The organism is Gordonia alkaliphila (assembly GCF_023017165.1).
Classification (GTDB): domain Bacteria; phylum Actinomycetota; class Actinomycetes; order Mycobacteriales; family Mycobacteriaceae; genus Gordonia; species Gordonia alkaliphila.
In genome coordinates this window covers 2,551,445-2,567,845 of the sequence record NZ_JALKBW010000001.1, presented here as the reverse complement: position 1 = coordinate 2,567,845, position 16,401 = coordinate 2,551,445, and the positions used below count along the sequence as shown (strand labels likewise).

The 16,401-nt window shown below is 71.7% G+C and carries 18 protein-coding genes; 10 read left to right on the top strand and 8 right to left on the bottom strand.

The genetic code is table 11. The features are described from left to right. The first annotated feature begins 7 nt into the window (after positions 1-7). Positions 8-1,150: an Mrp/NBP35 family ATP-binding protein gene (locus MUG78_RS11650; protein WP_246994969.1), complete on the top strand. Its 1,143-nt coding sequence runs from the start codon at positions 8-10 to the stop codon at positions 1,148-1,150. A gap of 121 nt (positions 1,151-1,271) precedes the next feature. On the opposite strand, the gene tatB is transcribed toward MUG78_RS11650, so the two are convergent. Together tatB and MUG78_RS11640 are read right to left on the bottom strand one after the other, a co-directional pair. Continuing rightward, positions 1,272-1,751 carry a Sec-independent protein translocase protein TatB gene (gene tatB / locus MUG78_RS11645; protein ID WP_246994967.1) on the bottom strand — a complete coding sequence of 160 codons (480 nt, stop codon included), beginning with the start codon at positions 1,749-1,751 and terminating at the stop codon, positions 1,272-1,274. An 11-nt stretch (positions 1,752-1,762) separates the two neighbouring features. Then, entirely contained in the window at positions 1,763-3,229 is a 1,467-nt protein-coding gene (locus tag MUG78_RS11640) for a S1C family serine protease (RefSeq protein WP_246994965.1), read from the bottom strand. A 112-nt stretch (positions 3,230-3,341) separates the two neighbouring features. Here MUG78_RS11640 and MUG78_RS11635 point away from each other — a divergent pair, with 112 nt between their 5' ends. Continuing rightward, positions 3,342-3,674: a hypothetical protein gene (locus MUG78_RS11635; RefSeq protein WP_246994963.1), complete on the top strand. Its 333-nt coding sequence runs from the start codon at positions 3,342-3,344 to the stop codon at positions 3,672-3,674. 112 nt (positions 3,675-3,786) lie between these two features. On the opposite strand, the gene sigE is transcribed toward MUG78_RS11635, so the two are convergent. After that, on the bottom strand, positions 3,787-4,440 hold the full coding sequence (sigE, locus tag MUG78_RS11630; RefSeq protein WP_281499825.1) for an RNA polymerase sigma factor SigE: 654 nt from the start codon (positions 4,438-4,440) through the stop codon (positions 3,787-3,789). 185 nt (positions 4,441-4,625) lie between these two features. Between sigE and MUG78_RS11625 the strand changes: the two genes are divergently transcribed. Beyond that, positions 4,626-5,279 (top strand): O-methyltransferase, encoded by a 654-nt coding sequence (locus tag MUG78_RS11625; RefSeq protein ID WP_246994961.1) that lies wholly within the window; start codon positions 4,626-4,628, stop codon positions 5,277-5,279. A gap of 9 nt (positions 5,280-5,288) precedes the next feature. Here the strand turns inward: MUG78_RS11625 and manB are convergent, their stop codons facing one another. Genes manB through rfbD form a run of 3 tightly spaced genes read right to left on the bottom strand, consistent with a single transcriptional unit; the run spans position 5,289 to position 8,184 of the window. Continuing rightward, positions 5,289-6,362, bottom strand: a complete 1,074-nt coding sequence (gene manB, locus MUG78_RS11620) for a mannose-1-phosphate guanylyltransferase (protein WP_246994959.1) — start codon at positions 6,360-6,362, stop codon at positions 5,289-5,291. Between the two features lie 5 nt (positions 6,363-6,367). Next, on the bottom strand, positions 6,368-7,273 hold the full coding sequence (locus MUG78_RS11615; RefSeq protein WP_246994957.1) for a glycosyltransferase: 906 nt from the start codon (positions 7,271-7,273) through the stop codon (positions 6,368-6,370). Beyond that, on the bottom strand, positions 7,270-8,184 hold the full coding sequence (rfbD, locus tag MUG78_RS11610; RefSeq protein ID WP_372493198.1) for a dTDP-4-dehydrorhamnose reductase: 915 nt from the start codon (positions 8,182-8,184) through the stop codon (positions 7,270-7,272). The genes MUG78_RS11615 and rfbD overlap by 4 nt, the downstream gene beginning before the upstream one ends. A gap of 241 nt (positions 8,185-8,425) precedes the next feature. Here rfbD and MUG78_RS11605 point away from each other — a divergent pair, with 241 nt between their 5' ends. After that, complete coding sequence (locus MUG78_RS11605; RefSeq protein ID WP_246996990.1) at positions 8,426-10,057, top strand: LCP family protein; 1,632 nt, start codon at positions 8,426-8,428, stop codon at positions 10,055-10,057. A 1-nt stretch (position 10,058) separates the two neighbouring features. Beyond that, positions 10,059-10,766 carry a TIGR03089 family protein gene (locus MUG78_RS11600; protein WP_246994954.1) on the top strand — a complete coding sequence of 236 codons (708 nt, stop codon included), beginning with the start codon at positions 10,059-10,061 and terminating at the stop codon, positions 10,764-10,766. A 67-nt stretch (positions 10,767-10,833) separates the two neighbouring features. Here MUG78_RS11600 and MUG78_RS11595 read toward each other — a convergent pair whose 3' ends face one another. Further along, a complete protein-coding gene (locus MUG78_RS11595; protein WP_246994952.1) occupies positions 10,834-11,997 on the bottom strand; it encodes an acyl-CoA dehydrogenase in 1,164 nt (387 codons plus the stop codon). Positions 11,998-12,075: 78 nt separating this feature from the next. After that, positions 12,076-12,663, bottom strand: a complete 588-nt coding sequence (locus MUG78_RS11590) for a TetR/AcrR family transcriptional regulator (protein WP_246994950.1) — start codon at positions 12,661-12,663, stop codon at positions 12,076-12,078. A 57-nt stretch (positions 12,664-12,720) separates the two neighbouring features. On the opposite strand from MUG78_RS11590, the gene MUG78_RS11585 reads away from it, so the two are divergent. From MUG78_RS11585 to MUG78_RS11565, 5 genes are read left to right on the top strand one after another with little or no spacing between them, the layout of a single operon-like run. Continuing rightward, on the top strand, positions 12,721-13,353 hold the full coding sequence (locus tag MUG78_RS11585; protein ID WP_246994948.1) for a Type 1 glutamine amidotransferase-like domain-containing protein: 633 nt from the start codon (positions 12,721-12,723) through the stop codon (positions 13,351-13,353). Positions 13,354-13,370: 17 nt separating this feature from the next. Then, positions 13,371-13,751 (top strand): nitroreductase family deazaflavin-dependent oxidoreductase, encoded by a 381-nt coding sequence (locus MUG78_RS11580; RefSeq protein WP_246994946.1) that lies wholly within the window; start codon positions 13,371-13,373, stop codon positions 13,749-13,751. Continuing rightward, positions 13,748-14,569, top strand: coding sequence for a dienelactone hydrolase family protein (locus tag MUG78_RS11575; RefSeq protein WP_246994945.1), 822 nt, complete (start codon positions 13,748-13,750; stop codon positions 14,567-14,569). The genes MUG78_RS11580 and MUG78_RS11575 overlap by 4 nt, the downstream gene beginning before the upstream one ends. Continuing rightward, the gene (locus MUG78_RS11570; protein ID WP_246994943.1) at positions 14,566-15,255 is read left to right on the top strand and encodes a GNAT family N-acetyltransferase; all 690 of its coding nucleotides are present in this window, start codon (positions 14,566-14,568) and stop codon (positions 15,253-15,255) included. Before MUG78_RS11575 ends, MUG78_RS11570 begins: the two co-directional genes overlap by 4 nt. Positions 15,256-15,286: 31 nt before the next feature. Then, positions 15,287-16,300 carry a nitronate monooxygenase gene (locus tag MUG78_RS11565; protein WP_246994941.1) on the top strand — a complete coding sequence of 338 codons (1,014 nt, stop codon included), beginning with the start codon at positions 15,287-15,289 and terminating at the stop codon, positions 16,298-16,300. The last annotated feature ends 101 nt before the right edge of the window (positions 16,301-16,401 follow it).

The following is a 16,401-nucleotide window of genomic DNA, read 5'->3' as shown; positions in this document are numbered from 1 at the left end:
GGTCGGTGTGAGCACCGCAGGCACCCCCACCGAATCCGCTGTCCGTTCGGCGTTGAGCAAGGTGGCCGATCCCGAGATCGGCAAACCGATCACCGATCTGAACATGGTCAAGTCCGTCGCCGTCGCCGACGACGGCAGCGTCGACGTCGGCATCTACCTCACCACCTCGGGCTGTCCGATGAAGGGCAAGATCAGCGACAGCGTCCGCGACGCCGTCTCCGACGTGCCCGGCGTGGGCGAGGTCCGCGTGGAACTCGACGTGATGAACGACGAGCAGCGCACCGCCCTGCGCAAGCAGCTGCGCGGCGACCGCGCCGAGCCGGAGATCCCGTTCGCCAAGCCCGGCAACCTGACCCGCGTGTACGCCATCGCCTCCGGCAAGGGCGGCGTCGGCAAATCCAGCGTCACGGTGAACCTCGCGGCGGCGCTCGCCGACCGCGGCCTGTCGGTGGGCGTGCTGGATGCCGACATCTACGGCCACAGCGTCCCCCGCATGCTGGGCAGCGATGCCAAGCCCACGCAGGTGGAGTCGATGATCATGCCGCCGATCAGCCACGGCGTGAAGTTCATCTCCATCGGCCAGTTCACCGACGGCAACACCCCGGTCACCTGGCGCGGACCGATGCTGCACCGCGCGCTGCAGCAGTTCCTGGCCGACGTCTACTGGGGCGACCTGGACGTGCTGCTCCTGGACCTGCCGCCGGGCACCGGCGACGTCGCGATCTCCATCGCGCAGCTCATCCCGGGCGCCGAGATCCTGGTGGTCACCACCCCGCAGCAGGCCGCCGCCGAGGTGGCCGAGCGGGCCGGTGCGATCGCCCTGCAGACCCGCCAGAAGATCCTCGGCGTGGTGGAGAACATGTCGTGGCTCCAGCTGCCCGACGGCACCCGCATGGAGCCCTTCGGCTCCGGCGGCGGCGCGACCGTCGCCGAGCGCCTCACGCGCGCGGTGGGCGCCCCGGTGGAGCTGCTCGGTCAGGTCCCGCTGGAGCAGCAGCTCCGCGAGGGCGGCGACAGCGGTGTCCCCGTGGTGCTCTCGGCTCCGGACTCCCCCTCCGGCGCGGCGCTGCGCGCCGTCGCCGACAAGCTCGCCGTCCGCCGCCGCGGTCTGGCCGGCATGAGCCTGGGCATCGACACCGTCCGCCACTGAGCCATTCGGCGGCCCGCCGCCGCCGCTTCCCGCGAGAGCCTTCCGCTCCCGCGGCCTCCACGAGGCCCGCGGGAGCGGAGTCGTCTCTCGGGACCGGAATGCTCTCGCGGGAGCGCGCGGGCTAGGTGGCGTCCCAGTCGGTGACGTCGTGGTCGCGCGCGGCGCGCGGCGGCGGCGGAGTGTCGGCGTTGAGCCGCGCGGGATCCACCTGGGTGACCGGCGGGGCGGGCGTCGTCTCGCCCGCGGGCACGACCGGGTGCGGATTGGCCGGGGCCGGGCCGGACAGGCTCAGCGAGTCGCGGACCGAACCCTCCAGGGAGTCGATCGACGACGAGTCGCCGTCGAACAGATGCTTGGTGACGATCGCCTTGGGCGTCATCTGGCGCAGTTCGTTGAGCTGCTGCAGGGGTTCGCGGATGGAGTCGAAGTCGGTGCCCATCTGGTCCTGCAGGTCCTTCGACGCGCCGGTGGCGTAGTCGCGCGCCTTCCGCACCGACTGCATCACCCAGGTGATGGCGCCGGGCAGGCGTTCGGGGCCCAGGATCACCAGGGCCGCGACGATGAGGATCAGGACCTCGCCCCATCCGATACTGCTGAACATCGTTGTCGCCTCTAGTCGCCGCGCGGCGTGATGGTGCCGGTGAAGGTCCGCCCGTCTCGCCAGTAGGTGTACTTCACCTCTTCACCGATGGTCGACGTTCGCACGGCGACGGTCAACTCGTCGGCACCCTCGATGGGCTTGCCGTCGAACTCGGTGATGACGTCGTTCTCCTTGATCCCGGCGCTCGCCGCGGGGCTGCCGGCCGCCACGTCCTTGACGCGCGCTCCGAAGACCTGGTCGTTGCGGACCGTCGACGCGGTGACGCCGATCTGCGGGTGCCGCATCGAGCCGTCCTTGATCAACGCCTCGGTGATCGGGATCACTTCGTTGATGGGGATCGCGAAGCCCAGCCCGATCGAGCCGCCGCCGGCCGCGGCGATCGCGGTGTTGATGCCGATCACGCGTCCCTGACCGTCGACCAGCGGGCCGCCGGAGTTGCCGGGGTTGATGGCGGCGTCGGTCTGGATCGCGTTGATCACCGCGTCGGTGTCCGACGAGGCGTCCGGGCGCAGCGGCACGGGACGGTCGACGGCGCTCACGATGCCGGTGGTCACGGTCCGGTCCAGGCCCAGCGGCGCACCGAAGGCGATCACCGGCTGCCCGATCTCGAGCTTGGCCGAGTCGCCGAGCTTGGCGACGGTGAGGTTCTCCACGTTGTCGACCTTGAGGACGGCGACGTCGGTCTTCACGTCCCGGCCGACGATGCGCGCCGGGACGCGGGAGTGGTCGGAGAAGACCACTTCGAGCTTGGCGCTCTTGTCGTTGGCGGCGAGCGAGATCACGTGGTTGTTGGTGACGATGTAGCCGAGCTTGTCGACAACGAAGCCGGAGCCGGAGCCGCCGCTGCCCGCGGTGCGGACCTCGATCATCACGACCGAGGGCGCCACGGCCTTGGCGACCTTCGCGATGTCGGTGGAGGCCACCGCGGAGTCGTCCACGTCGAGGCTCACCGAGTTGGAGTTCAGCGGCGGGACCGCCTCGGCGGTCCACCGGCCGATCAGACCGCCGGCCACGCCGACCAGGAGGGCCACGATGGCGAGGGAGGCCAGCGCCCACCAGTGCACGCGCCGACCGAAGAGCAGGTCGGTGACGCCGAGTTTGGGGCCGGCCGGGCGCTCGGTGGTCGACGACGCTTCCGCGAGCGCGGGACCTTCCAGGTGCGCACCGCTGGCCGGATCGCGCCACGGATCGTCGGGCTCGGTCTCGGCGACCTCGCTGCCGTAGGTCGCGTAGGGGTCGCGCTGCAGGGCGCTGGACGCGCCCGCGGGACGACTGAAGGCTTCGGCCAGCACCGGGTCGGGCGGCGCGAGCTCGGGTTGCGGGCGGCGGCTGGGCGCGGTGGAGAACGAGCCCGCCACACCGTCGGGTCGACCGAAGACCGCGGCGGTCTGCGGGGAGACCGCGGGGTGCTCGCGGCGCGCGGGAGCGGGCTGCGGGTCGGCCTCGTCGCGGGTCGCCCAGTCGGGAGTAGTGCTCACGTGTCAGCGGCTCCGTCGGCGCACGTCGCGCACATCGATCTCGCGGTGGGGATCTCGCGGTGGGGATCGCGGGTGGGGTCTGGCTCAGCTGGCCGATCAGGCTCGACGGCGCATGGACCGCGCCGCAGCCGCGCAGCAGGGACCGCGCGTCGGTCTGGGCGGACACCTCGGCGGCGCAGCCCGGGCACAGACGCAGGTGTTCCTCGGCGCGGCCGCGGGCGGTACCGCGCAGCACGCCGTCGACGTAGGCGACGACCGCGTCGGCGGCGAGGTGATCGGTGGAGCCGAAGGCGCGACCGGCGCGATACTCCGGATTCGGGGCGAAGGTCGCACCCGCCGACGTCCAGCGCCGTGTCCGGGAGGTTCGGTCGTCTGCCACGGGCGGCACCTCTTTCACACCAGCAGGACTCCCACCACGGTCGCGGCGGAGATGCATCCAGCCTAACCGAACGTCCCCGCCGAGGGGTTCAGCCGCCGACGGATCCAGCCCCAAGCGATCAGGCCCACAAGGACTACGCCCCCAGGGATCAAACACCGAGGGATCAAACCCCGAGGGATCAAACACCGTGGCCGACGGCCACCGAACGACTGTCGGTGTGCCCGCGCGCCGCGAGGAATTCGCGGATCCCCTGCCGGCCGCGATGGATACGACTGCGGACGGTGCCCATCTTGACGCCCATGGTCGCCGCGATCTCCTCGTACGAGAGGCCTTCGATGTCGCACAGGACGACGGCGGCGCGGAACTCCGGCGCCAGCGCGTCGAGCGCCTGCTGCAGGTCCGGGTCCAGGCTGGCGTCGGCGTAGGCCTGCTGCGGATCGGGCGTGTCGGCGCTGATCCGCTCGTAGCCGGTCTCCAGGGCCTCCATGCGGATCTTCGCGCGGCGGCGCACCATGTCCAGGAACAGGTTCGTGGTGATGCGGTGCAGCCAGCCCTCGAAGGTGCCGGCCTGGTACTTGTTCAGCGAACGGAAGACGCGGATGAACGTCTCCTGCGTGAGGTCCTCGGCGTCGTGCTGGTTGCCGCTGAGCCGGAAAGCGAGGCGGTACACCCGGTCGGCGTGTTCGGCGACCAGGTCCTCCCACGTCGGCATCAGCGTGCGGTCGCCGCTCGCGTCGAACCCTGCGGTTCCCGCGAAGGAAGCGTGTGCCTCACTGCGTTGTGATGCCTTCACCGTGTTGATCGAGTCCTTTCGTGACTGTGAGCGGTCCAACACCGCTGGTGCGGCCGGTATTCCCGAACCGACAGAGCAAAGCCTGTCGTACTCCGGTGTGCGATCGCTGTTACCGGCCTGAGTGTTCGCTGAGGAAGCGTCCGGGCGGGAGTCGGCGTGCGATGCGGCCCACGTCCGGCGCGCCACTCGCGCAGGTCGGTCGAGGTCGTGGCACCCTACTGGACATGACTGAACTGGGCACGACTGACAAGTCCGCCGCCGCGCTGGCCGCCTACGCCGAATCCGCCATCATCGAAGACGATGCACTGCGGTCGGCGCGGGCCCGCGCCCAGGAACTGGGGGCGACGGCCGTCTCCCCCGCCACCGGCGCCCTGCTGTCGTTGTTCACCCGGATCGCGAACGCCCAGCACGTGGTGGAGATCGGCACCGGGGTGGGCGTGAGCGGGCTGTGGCTGCTGGCCGGCATGCCACCGACCGGCATCCTGACGACCATCGATCCCGAACCCGAACATCACCGGGCCGCGCGCCAGGCGTTCGCCGATGCCGGCATCGCGCCGGGACGCACACGGCTCATCACCGGCGCGCCGACGGACGTGCTGACCCGGCTGGCCGACGAGACCTACGACGTGGTGTTCATCGACGGTCCGCTGCTGAGCTACCCCGCCTACGTGACCGAGGCCGTGCGGATCCTGCGGCCGGGCGGCGTGCTCGTGGTGAACAACGCGTCCGCGGGCGGCACCATCGCCGACCCGTCGTCCGACGATCCGCGCACCTTCACCGCGCGCGAGGCCGCCCAGCTGATCGCCGACGACGACCGGCTGCTGCCGGCCGTCGTACCGGTGGGCACGGGTCTGCTGGCGGCCGCGAAGGCGCGCTGACCGCCGCGGTCAGACGTCGGTGGAGAAGCGGATACCGCTCTCCGGCAGCTGTACTCCCGGCCACACCCGGGCGCCGCGGAGCAGTTCGCAGCGCGCGCCGATGACGGCGTGGTCGCCGATCACGGTGTCGCGAACCAGAGCGCCGGCACCCACGCGGGCGCCGAAGCCCACGATGCTGCGCTCGACCACCGCGCCGTCCTCCACGACGGCCTCGTCGAAGATCACCGCGCCGTCGAGCCGGGCGCCGGAACCGATCTTCGCGTTCGCGCCGATCACCGTGCCGCCGATCAGGACCGCGTCGGGCGCGACCTGCGCACCGTCCTTGACCAGTGCTTCGCCGCCCGCGCCGCGGAGAGCGGGCGACGGCGCGATGCCGCGCACGAGGTCGGCCGAGCCGCGGACGAAGTCCTCCGGGGTGCCCATGTCGCGCCAGTAGGCGTCGTCGACGTAGGCGTGCACGTGACGGCCGGCGGCCAGCAGTCGCGGGAACACCTCGCGCTCCACCGAGACCGGACGTCCGGCCGGGATCTCGGCGATCACCTCGCGCCGGAACACGTACGTGCCGGCGTTGATCTGGTTGGTGGGCGGATCCTGAGTCTTCTCCAGGAACGCGGTGACCCGGCCGTCGCCGTCGGTCGGCACGCAGCCGAAGGCCCGCGGATCGCCGACGCGGACCAGGTGCAGGGTGACTTCCGCATCGGAGCTGCGGTGGGTGTCGAGGACCTCGCGGATGTCGGTGCCGCCGAGGACGTCGCCGTTGAACACGAGCACCGTGTCGGCGGTGAGCTCGTCGAAGACGTTCCGGATGCCGCCGCCGGTGCCGAGGGCCTCGGTCTCGGTGACGTAGGTGAGCTTCACGCCGAGGTCGGCGCCGTCGCCGTAGTAATCGGAGAAGACCTCCGCCTGGTACGACGTGCCGAGCACGATGTCGGTGACGCCCGCATCCCGGATCCGGGAGATCAGGTGCGTGAGGAACGGCACGCCGGCGGTCGGCAGCATCGGCTTCGGGGCCGACAGGGTGAGCGGCCGCAGGCGCGTGCCCTTGCCGCCCACCAGGATCACGGCCTGAACGTCAGTAGCCACGAGGGTCACCTTTCTTCTTCGGTAGACGCGGAGTCGGCGGCCTGCGCGCGCAGCGCGGCGGCGATCTCGAGTTTGGCGCGCACGGCCAGTCCGGCGCGCAGGCCCCAGCGCACCGGCGCCCACGCGGGGCCCGGGTGCCGATCGGCCTGGAAGCGGTAGGCGCTGTCGTGGTGCGCGGCGATCATGCGTTCGGGATGCCGGGACACCGAATGACTCTTGGCGTGCATCGCCACCGCGGACGGTACGAAGACGTTCAGCCAGCCCGCCGTGCTCAGGCGGTCGCCGAGGTCCACGTCCTCCATGAACATGAAGTAGCGGGAGTCGAAGCCGTCGATGCTGTCGAACGCGGCACGACGCACCAGCAGGCACGAGCCACTCAGCCAGCCCACCGGCCGCTCGACGAGTGCGGCGTCCTCATTGCGGTAGCGCACCGTCCACGGATTGTTCTTCCACACCTTGCCGAGCAGGGCGTGACCGGTGCCGGAGACCAGATCGGGCACGCGGCGGGCCGACGGGTAGACGGTGCCGTCGGGTTCGGTGATCAGCGGGCCGAGGGCGCCGGCGCGCGGCCAGCGGCGCGCCGCGGCGAGCAGCTCGTCGAGCGAGCCGGGTGACCATTCGATGTCCGGGTTGGCGATGACGATGAACTCGACGTCCGGGTCCAGCGCGGCGACGCCGCGGTTCATGCCGCCGCCGTAGCCGAGGTTGCCGCCGGTGTCCACCAGCGTCACCGCGGGATCGGCGGCCGCGGCCGCCTCCGGTGCGCCGTCGTCGGAGCCGTTGTCGGCGATGATCACCTGCACCGGCGCGGTAGTCGCGGTCTTCAGGGTGCGCAGGAAATTGTGCAGATACTCGCCGGAGGAGTACGTCACGGTCACTACGCCGACCGGCGGGACGGGCTGGGAAGTCACCGCAACAGCCTAGCGTCGGGCGCGAGCGCCGCCGACAGCGCGCCGCGCCAGTGCGGCAGCGGGGTCAGGCCGGCGGCCGCCCAGGAGCGCCCGGAGAGCACCGAGAACGCCGGGCGCGGCGCGGGGCGCGGAAAATCGGCCGTGGTGCACGGGTGCACCCGCGCCGGGTCGGCGCCGATCTCGGCGAACACCGCGCACGCCAGGTCGTACCACGTGGCCTCGCCGCCGCCCGCGGCGTGCAGCACGGCGCCCGCGGTGCGGTCGTCGGCCGCGCCCACCTGCCCCACCAGTTCCCACAGTCCGTCGGCCAGGTCACCGACATGGGTGGGCGAGCCGCGCTGATCGTCGACCACGGACAGTTCCGGGCGGGCGGCCTCGAGGCGACGCATGGTGCCGACGAAGTCCGGGGAGTCGAGGCCGCCGGTGTACACCCACGCGGTGCGCACCACGGTGGTCGACGGATCGGCGGCGCGGGCCGCGCGCTCCCCCGCCAGTTTGCTGGCCCCGTACACCGTCGCCGGGGTCGCGGCCGGATCCAGATCGCCGGGCTCCAGCGGCGCGCTCTGCCCGGGCGGCGGTGCGAAGACGTAGTCGGTGGACACGTGCACCAGCCGAGCGCCGGCCGCGGCCGTGGCGGCGGCGAGGTGACCCGGCCCGTCGGCGTTGACCGCATACGCTCCCGCCGCGTCCTCCTGCGCGCCGTCGACATCGGTGTAGGCGGCGGCGTTGACCACCGTCTCCCCGGGCCGCAGCTCGGCCAATGCCGACCGCACCTGCGCGGCGTCGGTCACGTCCAGGTCGGTCGAGGTGTAGCGGACCAGGTCGACGTCGGCCGGCGTGCGCGCGGCGAAGGCCGCCCCCAGTTGGCCGGCCGCACCGACGAGATGAATGCGGGTGGACATGGGTGCCATGGTGCCGCACCGCACCGCCGATCCCGCCCTCGCGCCACGCGTGCGTGTCCGACACCACCGGCGTTGCGCACCGCGTCCAGCCGTCGCGAACCAGTAGGGTGAAACCACACTTGTCACATCTGCAACACCGAGGGGACGCACGAGGGTGGAACCACGCCGCGAAGGTCGAGACCGACGCGCCGGCGGCCGGGCATCGTCCGGCGGCGGCGAGCCGGAACGTCGCGGACGCCGCACGCCTCCGATGCGGGCCGCCGAGGAGGCCGCCCGCAGCTCGGGCAAGGCCACTCCGGTCTCCACGCGGGCCCGCTCGACACGCCAGCGCACCTCCTCGGAGGAGATCCACACCCGGCCGCGTCGTGCCGCGGCCACCACCAAGACCGGACCGCGCAAGCCTCCGCCGCCGCGACCCCGCCGCACCATCCACGAGCTGCTGCCCTTCGGCCGCGGCCTGGTCGCGTTGCTGACCGTGGTGGTCCTCGTCGTCACCGGATACGGCTGGAGCCGGATCTCCAGCCTCAACTCGTCGGTGACGTTGGTCGGCGGCCTCGGACTCGGCGGCGGCGCCGACGGCGCGATGGACATCCTGCTGGTCGGCACCGACTCCCGCCTCGACGCCAAGGGCAACCCGCTCAGCGACGAGGAGCTCAAGTGGCTGCGGGTGGGCGACGAGATCACCACCTCCACGGACACGATCCTGCTGATCCGCATCCCCAACGACGGCAGCACCGCGACCGCCGTCTCCATCCCCCGCGACTCCTACGTCGAGGTCCCCGGCATCGGCATGAGCAAGATCAACGCGGCCTACGGCTCCACCCGCGAGACGGTGCGTCGTACCGCCGTCGAGTCGGGGACCGACGAGAAGACCGCCGAGAACGAGGGCATCAAAGCCGGCCGCAAGGCGCTGATCGATTCGGTCGCGAACCTCACCGGCGTCACCGTCGACCACTACGCGGAGGTGGGTCTGCTCGGCTTCGCGCTGCTCACCGACGCCGTCGGCGGCGTCGAGGTCTGCCTCAAGCAGGCGGTCCGCGAGCCGCTGTCCGGCGCCCGCTTCCGCGCCGGACGACAGACCCTCAACGGCCCCAAGGCGCTCAGCTTCGTGCGCCAGCGTCACGATCTGCCGCGCGGCGACCTCGACCGCATCACCCGCCAGCAGGTGTACATGGCCTCCCTCGCGCAGCGCATCCTGTCGACCCAGACCCTCACCAACCCGGCCAAGTTGGGCGAGCTCGAGACCGCCGTGGCGCGGTCGGTGGCGATCGACGACGGCTGGGACATCCTGAACCTCGCGAACTCGCTCAAGGATCTCAGCGGCGGCGACGTCAAATTCACCACCATCCCGGTGATCACCGATCACGGGTGGAGCGACGACGGCACGCAGAGCGTCGTCGAGGTGGATCCCGCACAGGTCAAGACGTTCGTCGATCGTCAGCTCGGCACCGCCGCCCAGGGCGAGTCCGGCGGCCGCGCCGGGATCACCGTGGACGTGGTGAACGCCGGCACCGTCGACGGTCTGGCCGCCAACGTCGCCGGGCTGCTGACCGCCAAGGGCTACAAGGAGGGCGAGACGTCGAGCAAGCCGATGAACGAGTTCGACTCGATCATCTTCGCGAACTCCACCGACAACGACGGCGCCCGCCAGCTCGCCCGGGATCTCGGCGGAAACATCGAGATCCGCGAGGACTCCTCGCTGCCCGACGACCGCGTCCGCGCGGTGCTCACCAACACCTACACCGGTCTCGGCGCCATCTGGAACACCGGCCCGCAGGGCGACAACGCCGCCGACGGCAACTCGCCGGCCGCGCCGGGATCCACCGCCAAGGCTCCGACGGCGATCAAGGCCGACACCGACGGCCCGGTCTGCGTGTACTGACATGGCCGATCCGACTCTCACCGGTGCCCTGCTGGCCGCCGTCGACGACCGCGCACGCCCCCTGCTGACCTACTACGGGGCGGCCCAGCGCATCGGCCTGTCCGGTGCGACCCTGGAGAACTGGGCGGCCAAGATCGCGAACTATCTGCGCGACGAAGTCGGCCTGTTCCCCGGCGACGCCGTGGGCGTGGCGGCGCCCGAGCACTGGCAGACCGCGGCCGTGCTGCTCGGCAGCTGGTGGGCGGGTCTGCGTGTGGACATCGGCGACGACGCCGCCACCGAGGCGCGCGTGGTCTTCACCGACCTCGCCGGCGTCGACGCCTACCCGGACGCCGAGGAGACGGTGGTGCTGCCGCTGGATCCGTTCGCCGGACGCACCCCCGATCTGCCGCCGTTCGCCGCCGACTTCGGCGACACCGTGCGTCCGCACGGCGACCACTTCTCCCCCGGCGGCGTCGGTGGCGAAGCGATGCTCGGCCGCAGCGTCGACCAGACGCTCGCCGCCGCCCGCGCGTCCGCCGCCGCGGACGGGATCGCCGCCGGGGCACGGGTGCTGTCGACACGACCGTGGCGCACCGCCGACGACGTCCTCGCCCACCTGGTGGCCCCGATGGCAGTCGGTGCGGCGCTGGTCTACGCCGATCCGGCCGCGGACCTGGATCTGGCCGCGATCGCCGACACCGCGCACACCGACCTCACCCTGACGTGAAAAGCGGACCGCCGCCACCGATGGTGGCCGCGATCCGCTTCCCGGGTCTGCCCGATCGGGCGGGGTGTCAGCGCAGCAGAGCGCGCGCCATCACCATCCGCTGGATCTGGTTGGTACCCTCGTAGATCTGAGTGATCTTGGCGTCGCGCATCATGCGCTCCACCGGGAAGTCGGTGGTGTAGCCGGCACCGCCGAACAACTGCACGGCGTCGGTGGTGACCTCCATCGCGACGTCCGAGGCCAGACACTTGGAGGCGGCGCTGATGAAGCCCAGCTTGCCGGTACCGCGCTCGGCGCGCGCCGCGGCGCTGTAGACCATGAGGCGAGCGGCTTCAACCTTCATCGCCATGTCGGCGATCATGAACTCGACACCCTGGAACTGGCTGATGGTCTTGCCGAACTGCTTGCGCTCCTTGACGTAGGCGATGGCCTGGTCGAGGGCGCCCTGCGCCACACCGACGGCCTGCGCGCCGATGGTCGGGCGGGTGTGGTCGAGGGTGGCCAACGCGGTCTTGAAGCCGGTGCCCTCCTCGCCGATGATGCGGTCCGCCGGGATGGTGCAGTTCTCGAAGTACAGCTCAGCGGTAGGGCTGCCCTTGATGCCGAGCTTGTGCTCCAGCGGGCCCACCGTGAAGCCTTCGTCGTCCTTGTGGACCATGAACGCCGAGATGCCGTTGGCACCCTTCTCCGGGTCGGTCACCGCCATCACGGTGTACCAGCTCGACTGGCCGCCGTTGGTGATCCAGCACTTGGAGCCGTTGATGATCCACGAATCGCCTTCGCGGCGGGCGCGGGTCTTCATGGCGGCGGCGTCGGAACCGGCCTCGCGCTCGGACAGCGCGTAGGAGGCCATCGCCTCACCGGAGGCGATCGACGGCAGCACCTGCGCCTTGAGCTCCTCGGAACCGGCCAGGATCAGACCCATGGTGCCCAGCTTGTTGACGGCGGGGATCAGCGAGGCAGAGACGTCGACGCGGGCGACCTCTTCGATCACGATGCAGGCGGCGACGGAGTCCGCGCCCTGGCCGTCGAACTGCTCCGGGACGTGGATGGCGTTGAAGCCGTTGTCCACGAGAGCCTTACGGGCCTCCTCGGGGAAGCGGGCGTTCTCGTCGACCTCCTTGGCGTAGGGGGCGATCTCCTTCTCCGCGAGGGCACGGATCGCCTCGCGCAGCGCCTGATGCTCCTCGGGAAGCTGGAACAGATCGAAATCAGGGTTGCCGAATGCCATTGTCTACACTCCTCCTGGCACTAAGTGCCACAGCCGGTTCGGTTCAAGTGCACCACGACGGCGGGGGTGAGTCAACACTCAGCGTTCGGCGAGCGTCTCCCAGAGTCGTCGCAGCTCGGCGTTCAGCACCGCGGCCGTGGCGTCCGCATCGCCGCGGCTGACCTGGCGGAGCAGATAGTTGTGCACCGCGGTGACCGCGGCCGCGTAGGCGACGACCCGAGCCGGCGGCGCATCCGGCCGCGTGCGGCGCAGGTGCTCCTCGAAGAGCCGTTGGTAGCGCAGTGCGGTCACCAGTTCCCGGTCGCGCAGGTTCGCGACCTGCGACACCACCGCGTAGCGGCGGGCGGCCAGATCGCGGTTGTCGGCGAAATGGGCGAACACCGTCTCCGCGCCCTCGCACACCACCCACCACGGATCGTCGTCGTCGACGGCCGAGGCCAGGTGCTCGGCGACCTGATCGAGCAGGGACTCGTGGTCGGCGAAGATCAGGTCCTCCTTGGACCCGAACTGCCGGAAGAGGGTGCGGCGGGACGTTCCCGCGGCCGCGGCGATGTCATCGACGGTGGTCGCCTCGTACCCGCGCTCGGCGAACAGCCGCAGGGACTCGGATGCCACATGCAACCGGAACTCGGATGCGTCGATCGACGCCTGCTCGGTGGTGACCATGCGCCCCAGTATTCACCGCGCCCGGCGGCGGCTCCTCCCCGGCACTACGCTGCCGGTATGCGACTGCTACTGCTCTCGTGGGGCATCGGCGCCCTGACCGACTTCCTCGACGACGCCGCCCCCGGCCCGCGCTCGGCCGTCCGCCTCGGCTACCTCAACGACGCGGCGCTGCCCTACGGAGACGCGGTGTTCACCGCCATCGAGACCGCGCGCCTCACCGAACTGGGGTACCGCCCCGAGGTGGTGACCGCCCGCGACTACACCTCGCCGGAGGCCTTCGCGGCGCGCCTGGACGCACTGGACGCGCTGTACGTCTGCGGCGGCGAGACCTACGTGCTGCTCCATCATCTGCGCCGGCACGGCCTGGACGTCGTGCTGGCCGACAAGGTCCGCGCCGGACTCCCGTACATCGGCCTCAGCGCCGGATCGGTGCTCGCCGGCGCCAGCACCGAACCCGTCTCGCTGATGGACGACGTCGCCGCCGCGCCCGGACTCACCGACCTGCGCGGCCTGGGGCTGCTCGAGGCGTCGGTGGTGCCGCACTCGGACGGCCAGATCCCCCAGTATCCGGCGGAGATCATCGCCGAGATCGACGCGCGCTACTCCCCGCGCATGCCGCTGATCATGCTGCCCGACGACCAGGCACTGCTGGTGACCGACGCCGACGTCACGCCGATCCCGTCCCGGTAGCGGTAGCGTTCGAGGGCATGAGAGTCCCCCAGGTCGTCGCCCGCATCAACAAGTACGTCACCAATCCGATCCAAGGCATCTGGGCGCCCCGGGTCGCGCCGTGGGCGGTGGTCGAGCACGTCGGCCGCACGTCCGGCAAGGCCTACTCCAACCCGGTGCTGTGCTGGGTGGACCACGGCCGCGTGTCGATTCCGCTGACCTACGGCACCCAGTCGGACTGGGTCCGCAACGTGCTCGCCGCGGGCGAGTTCACCCTGGTGCGCGAGGGCGAGCGCGTGCACGTCGCGGGCGCGCGCATCCTGCCGCCCGACTCCCCCGACATCGTCGGCCTGGCCCGCTACGTCGGCCGCCCGTTCGAGGGCGTGCTGTTCGGCCGCATCGTCGAGCAGCCGTCGTGACCGACCTGCTCGACGACTTCGCCCGCGCCGACTTCACCCACGACGGCACCACGCACCACTACTACCGGCTCGGCGCCGGCCCCGCGGTGCTCGTGCTGGCCGAGATCCCGGGCATCACGCCGAAGGTGATCACGTTCGCGCGACGGGTCGCCGCCGCCGGCCTCACCGTGTATGTGCCGTCGTTGTTCGGCACCGACGGCGCCGACCCGATGCCCGACGGCGCCACCGACCTGGCGCGGGTGGGCGCGGTCTTCACCCGGGCCTTCAGCAGGGTATGTGTCTCCCGCGAGTTCACCCTCTTCGCGACCGGTCGGTCCTCGCCGGTCGTGACCTGGCTGCGGGCGCTGGCCGCCCGCGCGCACGACGAGTGCGGCGGTCCGGGCGTCGGCGCGGTCGGCATGTGCGTCACCGGAGGCTTCGCCCTGGCGATGGCCGTCGACGACCGCATGCTGGCACCCGTCCTGTCCCAGCCGTCGCTGCCGCTGGCCCTGACCCCGGGCCGCGCCCGCACCATCGACATCAGCCGCGCCGACCTGAACACCGTCAAGGCGCGCTGCGCCAAGGGCCTGCAGGTCCTCGGTGCCCGCTTCGAGGGCGACCGGCTGGTGCCGGGCAGCCGCTTCGAGTTCCTGCGCGAGGAGTTGGGCGACGCGTTCGTGGGCGTCGAACTGCCCGACGACGCCGCGAACCCCGCCTCCCGGATACCGCCGCATTCGGTGCTGACCGAGCACCTGATCGATGAGCCCGGGCAGCCCACCCGCGACACCCTCGACCAGGTGATCGACTTCTTCGTCACCAAGCTCGGATCGTCGGCGTGAGCCGCGATGTCACCGTGCTCGACGATCCGTTCGGGAACGCGCTGCGCGGGCGGCAGCGGTCCTTCGCCCGCGCCCACGGCACCGCGATCGCCTATCAGCCGGACGTCTCGGTCTTCTTCGCCCATCCCGAGCCGCTGACCGACGCCGTCTACGCCGACCTCGCGACCCTGGCCGGACCGGGTCACACGCTCGGGCTGCGCGATCGCCACGTGCCGCTGCCGGACGGGTGGACGGTGGCCGGCACCTTCGGCATGGTCCAGTACACCGGCGTCGACGTGCCCGGCGTTCCCGACGACGAACTCGTAGTGCTCGGTCCGGCCGACGTCGCCGAGATGACCGCACTGGTGGAACTGACCAACCCCGGCCCGTTCCTGCCGCGCACCATCGAGCTGGGCCGCTACCTCGGCTACCGCGACCCGGCGACCGGCCGTCTGCTCGCCATGGGCGGCGAGCGTGCCCGACCCGACGGCTGGACCGAGATCAGCGCGGTCTGCACGCACCCGGACGCCCGCGGCCGCGGTCTGGCCCGGCGCATCGTCGCGGCGGTGGCCGCCGGGATCCGCGACCGCGGCGACGAGGTCTTCCTGCACACCACCGAGGACAATCCCGCTCGCCTCCTCTACGCGTCGATGGGCTTTGTCCACCGCAACACCGTCACCCTGGAGATCGTGCGCGTGCCCCGCTGACCCGGTGCCCCGCAACAGTGAGGAGCCTTCCATGTTCGATCCGTCCACTCTCGCCGTGCCGATCGTCGGGGCGCCCATGGCGGGCGGTCCGTCCACCCCGGCGCTGACCGCCGCGATCAGCGCGGCGGGCGGCTTCGGCATCCTGGCGGGCGCCTACCTGTCGCCGGACGCGCTGCGCGCCGAGATCGCCGCGGTGCGTGCCGCCACCGACGCGCCGTTCGGGGTGAATCTCTTCGTCCCCGAGGAGCTCGTGTTCGATGCCGCCGCGTTCGACGAGTACCGCGCCCGCCTGCTGCCGTTGGCCGGGATGTTCGGCGCCGAGCTGCCGACCGCCCCCGCCTATACCGACGACGCGTTCGCGGCCAAGGTCGACGTCCTGCTCGACGAGCGGGTCGCCGCCGTGTCGTTCACGTTCGGCGCTCCCGCACCGAAGGTCTACGCCGCGTTCGCCGACCGCGACATCGCCACCGTCACCACAGTGACCACCCTTGACGAGGCCCGCATCGCGGTCGCCTCCGGCAGTACCGCGCTGTGCGCGCAGGGCATCGAAGCCGGCGGGCACCGGTCCACGTTCGAGATCCTCGCCGACGACAGCGAGATCGGCGTCGGCGACCTGATCGTGGCCGTCGCCGGTCTCGGCGTACCGGTGATCGGTGCGGGCGGGGTCGGCGGGGTCGACGACGTCCGCGCGATCCTGGCGGCCGGGGCGGTCGCCGCGCAGGTCGGCACCCTGTTCCTGCCGACCCCGGAGGCCGGCACGCGGGCCGCGCACCGGGCGGCGCTGGCCGACCCGCGCTTCACCGCCACTGCCACCACCCGCGCCTACTCCGGCCGGCTGGCCCGGGCGCTGGTCAACGACTTCGTCCGCGACTTCACCGACGTCGCACCCCCGGTCTACCCGCAGGTCAACACCCTGACCGGGCCGCTGCGCCGGGCCGCGGCCGACGATCCGCAGGTGATCAACCTCTGGGCGGGCACCGGCTGGCGCGGCGCCCGGCCAGCGTCGGCCGCCGAGGTCGTCGCACATCTGAACCCGAACGCCTAGTCGGCGCACGTCCGCCGCGTTCCGTCGCCTGCGCACAGGCGTCAGTCCCACCCATCCGCGGCAGGCGGCCCCAGAGGCGGCCGCCCCGACTGCCGCCTCTG